Origin of the sequence: Microcoleus sp. AT3-D2 (assembly GCF_036705715.1) — a bacterium.
Classification (GTDB): domain Bacteria; phylum Cyanobacteriota; class Cyanobacteriia; order Cyanobacteriales; family Microcoleaceae; genus Microcoleus.
Genome location: NZ_JAUBVE010000055.1, coordinates 1 through 9,101 on the forward strand (window position 1 = coordinate 1; position 9,101 = coordinate 9,101).

Consider the following 9,101-nt stretch of genomic DNA (forward strand, 5'->3'; position numbering starts at 1 on the left):
TTGTCGGTTGATGTTACCCACTCACAAAAGCGTTCCCAGACGTTGGCACTTTCGCGCTGCTGTAAGGTTGTTGTCATGGTTTTATGATTGCTGTATTTGGTTGTCAATGTTCGGATGATGTTTATATTATTACGCCTATCGTTAAGGTTTGTAAAGGGGTTGAGCGACAGTTAAACTGATGACTGTGATTAGGAAAGCTGATGTAAGGAGGGACAGGGGCGTAGCTTGCGGGGTCCGACGCCATCGCGTCCGCGCGACAAGATATGCCAGCGTGTTCTTCGGCGCACCTCAACCCTAACGAACGGGAGCGATGGGAGGTGGAGAAGGTAGAGGAACAGGAGCGAGGACAGGTGGAGAGACTGGCCTGCGAGCAGGTGGAGAAATCCTGAACTGCTGGAGTTGCTGCGGGGTGAGCGATCGCAAAATTCTTAGTCCGAGAGTCTCTCGCGAGATACTTAAAGCGTAGGATGGCTCCAAATACGGGCGGAAATTTGATTTGTTGTTCAAATAGCTTTCCATGAAAGCTAGGCTGAGTCCGCTGAGGTAGCGACGGGCTAAAACTGGTTCCGGCCCGATGACCTGTGGTGGTGGCAGAAAGAGGCTTTGAGGGGAATCCTCGATCGTTGAGAAGTGAGTCCCGTTGTTCATCAGTACCAGATATTTGTTGGGCGATGTCAGCCATGTGAACGGTTGAATTTGTTCGAGCAAAGCGGGGGCGACGGTATCGGCGCTGCCTGCGATTAACATGACAGGGATTTGGATTTTGCTAAGGTTTGTTTCTCCGAGAATGCTGCTAACGATCGGGTTGATGGCGATCACAGCTTTGATGCGCGGGTCGTCGAAATTGTACTGGTTGCGCTCTAGGCCGCGGGCGCGGCACTGCAACAGTAGGGAGAGGTTCCAACTATCGTTTTCGAGTCCGCAATCTTTGTCTAGCTGTGCAAAATTAATCCCCGCCCCGGCTAATGCTAAAGCCGTATAGCCACCGAAAGACTGGCCGATGACGCCGACCCGCTGCAAGTCGAGCTGCCCTTGATAGGCAGGATTGGTGGTAGAAAGTTGGGTTAAATAATCGAGCAAGTCTTTGATGTCGAGGGGGCGGTTGATAAATTCTGCTGGTTCTGCTACTTCATTGGCTCTGCCTGTTACCAAGTTTTGGATTTGTTGGGCGTTGCTGCCGGGGTGTTCGGGGACGGCGACGGCAAAGCCGTAGGAGGCTAGGTGTTTGGCTAAATACTCGAAGGAAAGGCGATCGGAACCTAAACCGTGGGAAATTACTACTACTGGGGCCGGTTGCGGGCTGCCCTGCGGCAGGTAAATGTCCATATCAAACGTGCGAGGGCGATTTGGACTCGTCACAGTTACCGATGATTTTTTCCAAGTATAGGGGCCCGGTAGCTGGGGCTGCAGCATTGCGGCGGGTGGTATGGCGGGTTCCGAGGCTGCTTGTGCTTCGGACAATTGAGCGACTCCGGCGATCGTCTGATTGGAACGGTTGATCAGCGATGTCAGTTCGTTGGCGATACCCAAGGCGCGGGCGATGTCAATCCTGATGCCATAGGTGGGGAATTTCCGCAGCACGTTGAGAATTGTCAGGCCTTCGGGATCTGAGGCTGCTAAAATCAGGGCGGCTCGGATGGCATAAAATCCAGGCTGCCGAGCTTTGGTTTGAATTACTCGGCCTAAGCGTCTCAGCAGCACTTCTCCTTGAGGCGTGTAGAGAAATTGGGCGATCGTCACCTGGCTAATTTCAGCTTTCGCTTGCAGGGCGCTGCGAATCTCAGCTAGCTGAGATTCTTTGATGTACTGAGCGAAGCCGTCCAAGTTCGAGTCTATTTTGCCTTCTTTGGCGAACAGTGCCAGGGATTCGATGGGAACTGATTCTTCTAGCGGCCCGTAAGTTACGTAAATTCGCTCGGCACCCATTGCCGGTGCGGCGGTGCAAACAGCCGTGAATGCAAACAATCCTAGGTATTTTTGGGCGATCGACCGCCGAGTGCGAAGGGCAGCAGTGGAGAGACTCGGAAACAGACTGTTCATAACTTTCACACCTAGGACTTCTAATAATTAGTCGGTGAAATGATGTAAATTGTTTCGCCAACATTTAATGCCAAAAAATCGATCTGTTGCTTCGGATGCTTCGGAAATTAGGTTATCTTGGGAAGCATAGCCAAAAGAGCAATTTTCTGACCTGACAAGACTAGCTGAAATTTAAAATTCAACGCCGAGGGGTCAAACCTACTGGAAGGCCCATTGATTATTTTTTCAGCTATGCAAGATATTTTCGATCAAGTTTGTAACTACAGCCTGAGTGAGAGAATTTATGATGTTCAATGCAACTGCTATCCTGATTGACGCTTTTGTGCAAGAGTTGCAGGCCGGCTACCGTCGCACCTACGGCAAGTACAAGCCTGACTACCCTGAAATTATCGCCTGGGCAGGGACTATGGCTCTGGAAAATATCGCTAACTGCGATGCTCTATACCACAATGTGGAACACACAATGCTCGTGGCTTTGGTGGGACAAGAGATTCTCCGCGGCAAGCATATTCGCGAAGGGGGAGTGTCGCCGGAAGATTGGCTGCACTACCTGATCTCGCTGCTGTGTCACGATATCGGCTACGTCAAAGGTGTTTGCCGCCAAGACCAAGAAGCTGTGGGCCTCTACGCTACGGGTATTGAGGGGGGCATGGTTTCTGTGCCGATCGGGGCAACTTCTGCCAGTTTAACTCCTTATCATGTCGATCGAGGAAAACTCGTAATTGACGAACGCTTCGGCGGCCATACATTAATTGATGCCGAACAAATCAAGCGCAATATTGAATTGACGCGTTTCCCAGTTCCTGCTAGCGAAACTCATCAAGACAGAAATAATTATTCGGGACTCGCTAGGGCCGCTGATTTGATCGGTCAATTGAGTGATCCAAATTACCTGCGGAAAATAAGTGCCCTGTTCTACGAATTTGAGGAAGTCGGCACTAATAAAATCTTGGGCTACAAGTCTCCGGGAGATTTACGACAAAATTACGCTAAGTTTTATTGGAATGGAGTTTTTCCCTACATTCCAGCAGCTTTGAACTACTTAGAATTAACCCAGGGAGGCAAACAAATTATTGCCAACCTCTACGCCAATGTATTTCAGGTAGAACACGCTGAACCCCTCGCTTTCACCAAGCCAAATGCTCAAGAATTCCCCAAATCCCGCCCCAATAGCAACTTGAACGGCGAAAAAGATGGTGATGAAAATCTTCAACCTTCCATGTCCGGGGAAAACAAGAAATTTGCCGAGTTTCAAGACTTAAATTTGTGAGATTTACGCCAAAAATTCTGCATCTATAAAAGCGAGTCAGTGGATTTTAAAATTTAGAATTCGGCGTGACAGGTTTGCCGCAACGTTCGGCGTTCAATCAGTCGAAGGATTTGAAATTTACTCCATAGATGAATCTGGGAGGTTGAACAAGAGTCTAAAATTTTGGCCGATTGGCAACTCCGGTCGAAAAGTAAGTATCCGTTTTTGGGCAGGGTGAAAATTAGGATAAGTTTTGATTTTCTAGTTGCTGGCTCTTGATTTTGAGCTCAAATTGACGTTGCTCATCTCAAATCTAAAATCGGTTTGGCAGCAGAGAGGTAGCTCGATACTTTTTTTTTAAGCTAAAATGAAGAGTCATTATCAAAAATTTAACATCGAAAATCGAAAACCTTAAATTGATATGGCAGCAGAAATTCAGCAGCAAATTCAACAGTTGAGGCAGCAGCTACAGGAAGCTAGCTATGCTTACTATGTTCTCGATGCGCCGATCATGCCAGATGAAGTGTACGATCGACTTTATCGCCAGTTGCAAGAATTAGAATCAGATTATCCTGAATTAATTACTGCGGAAAGTCCGACTCAGCGCGTGGGAGAACAGCCTGCTACTCAATTTTTTAGCGTCAAACACAATATTCCTCTCTACAGTTTGGAAAATGCTTTTAATTTTGAAGAATTTGCTAAATGGCAGGAACGCTGGCAAAGGGTAGCGCCCCCCCTAACCCCCGGTCAAGAAGGAAATGCACCCCCCCTCACCCCCCCTTATCAAGGGGGGGGACTTGATGGAAATGCACCCCCCCTAACCCCCGGTCAAGAAGGAAATGCACCCCCCCTAACCCCCCATTATCAAGGGGGGGGACTTGATGGAAATGCACCTGGGCTTAGCAATCAGGAAAACAGGGAAACTACTCCCCCCCTTAGCAAGGGGGGGTTGGGGGGGGTTTCCTATGTTTGCGAATTGAAAATTGACGGTTCTGCTTTAGCATTAACCTATGAAAATGGGGTTTTAGTTCGCGGTGCGACACGGGGAGACGGCATTGCCGGAGAGGAAATTACTCAAAATGTCAAAACTATTCGATCGATTCCTTTAAAGCTCAATTTAGATAATCCGCCGCCTGTTGTGGAAGTGCGGGGAGAAGCTTTTTTGTCTTTAGCTGTGTTTGAGGAAATTAATCGGGAACGGGAAAAAGCAGGGGAACAATTGTTTGCTAATCCTCGGAATGCTGCGGCGGGTACGCTGCGGCAGTTGGATTCTAAAATTGTGGATAAGCGCAAGTTGGATTTCTTTGCTTATACTCTGCATTTAGATCGGGGTAACGAGGGTAACACGCAGTGGGAATCGTTGGAATTGTTGCGACGAATGGGGTTTAAGGTGAATCCCTATCGCAAAATTTGCTATTCTTTGGATGAGGTTCGCGAGTATTACGAATATTGGGATACTGAGCGGCGGAATTTGCCTTACATGACGGATGGGGTTGTTGTTAAGATTAATTCGGTTTTGCTGCAACGACAACTTGGTTTTACTCAGAGGTTTCCGCGTTGGGCGATCGCCCTGAAGTATCCCGCTGCCGAAGTGCCTACAATAGTAGAAGCTGTCACTGTCCAAGTAGGGAGAACCGGGGCTCTGACGCCTGTAGCGGAACTCAAATCGGTGCAGTTGGCGGGGACGACGGTTTCGCGGGCTTCTCTCCATAATAGCGATCGACTTTCCGATCTGAACCTGCACATTGGCGATACTGTAATTGTCAGAAAAGCTGGGGAAATTATACCAGAAGTTGTGCGAGTTTTACGGGAACTTCGCCCCCAAAATGCTCAACTTTTCCAAATGCCTAGTTGCTGTCCCGAATGCGAACAGCCTGTGGTTCGGGAAAAGGGGGAGGCCGTTACTCGCTGCATCAATACATCTTGTCCAGCGATTTTGAGGGGTTCGCTGATTCATTTTTGCAGCCGGGATGCTCTGGATATTAACGGTGTTGGCGAAAAGTTGGTGCAGCAGATGGTTGATAGCAATCTGGTGCATTCTGCGGCGGATTTGTACGATTTGACTGCGGAAAGATTGATGAGTTTGGAACGCATGGGTAAGAAGTTAGCAGAAAAGTTGGTAAGTGCGATCGCCCAATCGAAAAATCAACCTTATTCGCGCGTACTTTACGGCTTGGGCATCCGCCACGTCGGCAGCGTGAATGCTCAATTGCTGACAGAAAGGTTTGCAAATGTGGAAGAGTTAGCAGGGGTATCGGCGGCATCGATTGAGGGCGTTTACGGCATCGGCCCGGAAATTGCTCAAGCTGTTTATCAGTGGTTTAGAGTGCCGGCAAATCAAAGTTTAATTGCACGGTTGAAAACTGCAGGCTTGCAATTGCAGTCAGAAGTAAAAAATCCCAATTTAGCCAGCACAAATTTACAACTTGCAGGCAAAAGCTTTGTGCTTACCGGAACTTTGCCCACTTTGAAACGAGATGAAGCTAAAGATTTGATTCAAAAAGCAGGAGGTAAAGTCACAAGTTCTGTGAGTGCTAAAACTGATTATGTGGTTGTGGGAGAAGATGCGGGTTCTAAGTTGGAAAAGGCTCAATCTTTGGGAATCGAACTACTTTCGGAATCTGAGTTATTAGAACTGCTATCGAAACCATAAATGATTGGTGAAAGTCAATATATCTCTCTTTGCTCTTTCTCTGCGCCCTCTGCACTATCTGCGGTTCCCAAAAAAAGCGCTGATTCATTTCAGCCGTTTTCAAAGAAAATCCCCAACAATTCTATTACCGTCGGTGCAAAATAGCCGATCCTCTTCGAGGACCCTGCTAACGCGAATTGGGCAATACCTCAAAAGGCATAGAAATCGCGAGCGCACTTGGTGAATATATATACTTCTCCGGCGGTACTGCCCGAATCTGTTGTCGGTACAGGCTAGTTTTGCTAAAATTTGATAAAGTTTGCAATAGCGATGGCAACTGCCAGCTTAGCCAAATCCCAGCAATCATAGGAGATACATTATGTCGGAAATTCCAACAGAACAAACACAAACAAACTTGACAACTCCAGAAATAACTACCGAAAGCTCAATTTCTGGAGTGGAAAACGTGAAAAACAGTGTGGGAAATGTCTTAAATAGTTGGAAGTTGAAAGCAGGATTAGCCGTTGCTGTACTTTTGGGAGTTTTGCTATTTGCTTTCTACTGGCAGCATATGATTGCAGTCGTAGGTATGAAGAGTTGGTCGGCGCGATCGGGAGCTAACCCGATCGAATGTATGGTAAGAGATACTAATAACGACCAGTATGTCAGTTGCAGTGCCCTCCTCGATCAGCAGATTGTTCCTCTTGAGTGCAGTTCGAGTTTGTTCAACATCGGTTGTCGAGTCAATTACGGAACTGCGGCACCTAATCCGAGACTGATGAACCCTAGATAGAGCATCTGCGGGTTAGAGATGATTGTTGAACGAACAGATTTGCTACTGAAAATATGGGACTTACAAAAAAACTCTCACCGTAAAAATACTCTAGCAATAAAGAGCGGAAAACTATTGTTTTTCTTGTCATAAATTAGCAGGTAAGTCTACTTACCTGCTATTGCTATTCGGTAATCTGTGAAAGATGATGTGCAGCAGTATATTGGCACTCAGAAGATTTTTGATGATATTACTTTGGTGGTGATGAAGCAGAAATAGAGTTCTAAATCCCCTGGAGCGGCGGTTGAAATTGCGGCAGCCACGGGCGAACCGCCCCAACCACCCCAAGCGGGCATTGCCCCTAATGTAGAAACTTTCGTCCCTAAGAAGTGGAGACTGAAAAATAAAAATGGCTGCTTACCAAGGGCTTCCGATCATGGTGAAACTACTCCAATAGTAAGGATGAGAAAAGTTTTGGTTTGTTTGTTGTAAATTAGCAGGTAAATTTAACTTGCCGCCTGTTGTTACTAGCTGTCCGTTTTCCAATCGCACTTTACCGGACATTATTGCTTGTTGAGTCAGTTGCAAAGCTTCTGCCTTAGTTGTTGTTCCTCGCAACTGGTGGTAAAATTCGCTCATTAGCCCCAAAGTGCCTCCATCGTCAACATACCACAAACTCCCTAAAGCAGATTTTGCGCCGGATTTTACTGCTAAACCTCCAAAACCTAACTCTGCTTCCCGATCGCCCACAGCAGTTCTACAAGCACTTAATACTAACAAGTCTACCTGCGGATTGCGCCAATTCAAACTCTCCATGCGATCGAGCTGCAATTTGGAATTCCACATTTGAATGTAGGAATTGCTCGCTTTTCCCGGTTTGAATTCAGCGTGAGTTGCTAGGTGAACGATCCGAAATCCTCCCTTGGTGTGTTCCGAGGTGAGATTATCTAAAGTGAAAGCAGAATTGAGGAAAGATGGGCTCTGCCACTGAGCCGAAATCGCCTGCAATTCGATCGGCACACTGGGCAATGGATGTTGGTCAACAAATTCTGACCTTCCCATTGCTAGCACGGTGGCGTCTCTAACAGCTTTATAATCGGTATTAGTCGAACTAAAACTTGGAATTAGGCTGAAACTGTATTTTTCAATCAAAAAGCCTTTACCGTCATGCAAAGCGGCAAAGGGCAGGCTTCGCAATCCCGCATCGACTGACAGTAACAAAGTCTGAATTCCTAAGTTTTCTAAGTCTTTTTCTAGGGGTGCGATCGCCCATTTATATAGTTGCTGGGCGGCGGCTAGATAAGTGCTAGTATCGCGTTTTGCGGGATTGGTAATTTCATTGCGAAACTCCTGAACGGTGGGGAAAAGAGCTCCTCTGTTGGCTTCGGGGACGCTGTAGTGAATAGGCCGCCCCACGGGAGGAACTAAAATTAGTTCCAGTCGATCTTCTCGCGAGACTATGTAGATAATACCAGACCGCTTGCCGGTTTGCTGTTCGATATTTTGTAAAGTTTGTTGGAAGGTCGAAATCAAGACATTTTCCTCTGGGAGGTTGGCTTTTACCCCCAAGTATTCTCCAAATTCTTGATTCCTCATTTCTTCGATTCCCCAGACTGTTTTCTGGATATCGTTACCTTCAAAAAGTTGATCGGGAGACGGGGCGTATCCCAGAACTAAATTAGAAGTAGGGTTGACTGTTGGCGCTGGTTCGCTGCTAACTGTTGGCTGTGGGTAGCCCGGGGGCAACTGACTGGTGATACTTTGATCGATGGTTAAAACTCGATCGGCTGCTACACCGGGATTGTCTAGCGGTGGAATTTTGCGACGTTGAAAGTCTTCTGAATCAGGGGTTGAAGATTCTCCTTGCGGTGTGGGTGTATCGGCGGCTGTGGGCGATGTTGGTGCTGTCACAGGTGCGGGCACTTGTATTTCCGTAGGATCGATCGGAGTGGGAGTGACACTTGGAGTGGGAGTGACACTCGGAGTGGGAGTGACACTCGGAGTGGGAGTGGGAGTGACACTCGGAGTGGGAGTGACACTCGGAGTGGGAGTGGGAGTGACACTCGGAGTGGGAGTAAGAGTGACACTTGGAGTGGGAGTGACACTTGGAGTGGGAGTGGGAGTGACACTCGGAGTGGGAGTGACACTTGGAGTGGGAGTGGGAGTGACACTCGGAGTGGGAGTGACACTTGGAGTGGGAGTTGGAGTGACACTCGGAGTGGGAGTGACACTTGGAGTGGGAGTGGGAGTGACACTTGGAGTGGGAGTTGGAGTGACTAGCGGAGTGGGAGTTTCACTCGGAGTCGGAGTTGGAGTGACTAGCGGAGTGGGAGTTTCACTCGGAGTGGGAGTGGGAGTTACTACCGGAGTTGGAGTGACAACTGGAGTGGGAGTGGGAGTGACAACTG

5 protein-coding genes are annotated in these 9,101 nt (G+C 47.8%); 3 read left to right on the top strand and 2 right to left on the bottom strand.

Annotation, left to right across the window (positions count from 1 at the left end):
• Window positions 1–294: 294 nt before the first annotated feature.
• On the bottom strand, window positions 295–2,040 hold the full coding sequence (locus QUB44_RS20800) for an alpha/beta hydrolase (RefSeq protein WP_333370389.1): 1,746 nt from the start codon (window positions 2,038–2,040) through the stop codon (window positions 295–297).
• A gap of 286 nt (window positions 2,041–2,326) precedes the next feature.
• Between QUB44_RS20800 and QUB44_RS20805 the strand changes: the two genes are divergently transcribed.
• From QUB44_RS20805 to QUB44_RS20815, 3 genes are all read left to right on the top strand, one after another.
• The gene (locus tag QUB44_RS20805; protein ID WP_333370423.1) at window positions 2,327–3,310 is read left to right on the top strand and encodes an Npun_R2479 family HD domain-containing metalloprotein; all 984 of its coding nucleotides are present in this window, start codon (window positions 2,327–2,329) and stop codon (window positions 3,308–3,310) included.
• Window positions 3,311–3,710: 400 nt separating this feature from the next.
• A complete protein-coding gene (gene ligA, locus QUB44_RS20810; RefSeq protein ID WP_333370391.1) occupies window positions 3,711–5,942 on the top strand; it encodes an NAD-dependent DNA ligase LigA in 2,232 nt (743 codons plus the stop codon).
• Between the two features lie 358 nt (window positions 5,943–6,300).
• Window positions 6,301–6,714: a hypothetical protein gene (locus QUB44_RS20815; protein ID WP_333370393.1), complete on the top strand. Its 414-nt coding sequence runs from the start codon at window positions 6,301–6,303 to the stop codon at window positions 6,712–6,714.
• Window positions 6,715–7,110: 396 nt separating this feature from the next.
• Here the strand turns inward: QUB44_RS20815 and QUB44_RS20820 are convergent.
• On the bottom strand, window positions 7,111–9,101 hold a 1,991-nt coding region (locus tag QUB44_RS20820), incomplete at its 5' end, for a CHAT domain-containing protein (protein WP_333370395.1).

Coding starts and splice junctions, on each gene's coding strand:
- QUB44_RS20800 (WP_333370389.1), bottom strand. CDS start 2,040: ATGAACAGTCTGTTTCCGAGTCTCTCCACTGCTGCCCTTCGCACTCGG.
- QUB44_RS20805 (WP_333370423.1), top strand. CDS start 2,327: ATGTTCAATGCAACTGCTATCCTGATTGACGCTTTTGTGCAAGAGTTG.
- ligA (WP_333370391.1), top strand. CDS start 3,711: ATGGCAGCAGAAATTCAGCAGCAAATTCAACAGTTGAGGCAGCAGCTA.
- QUB44_RS20815 (WP_333370393.1), top strand. CDS start 6,301: ATGTCGGAAATTCCAACAGAACAAACACAAACAAACTTGACAACTCCA.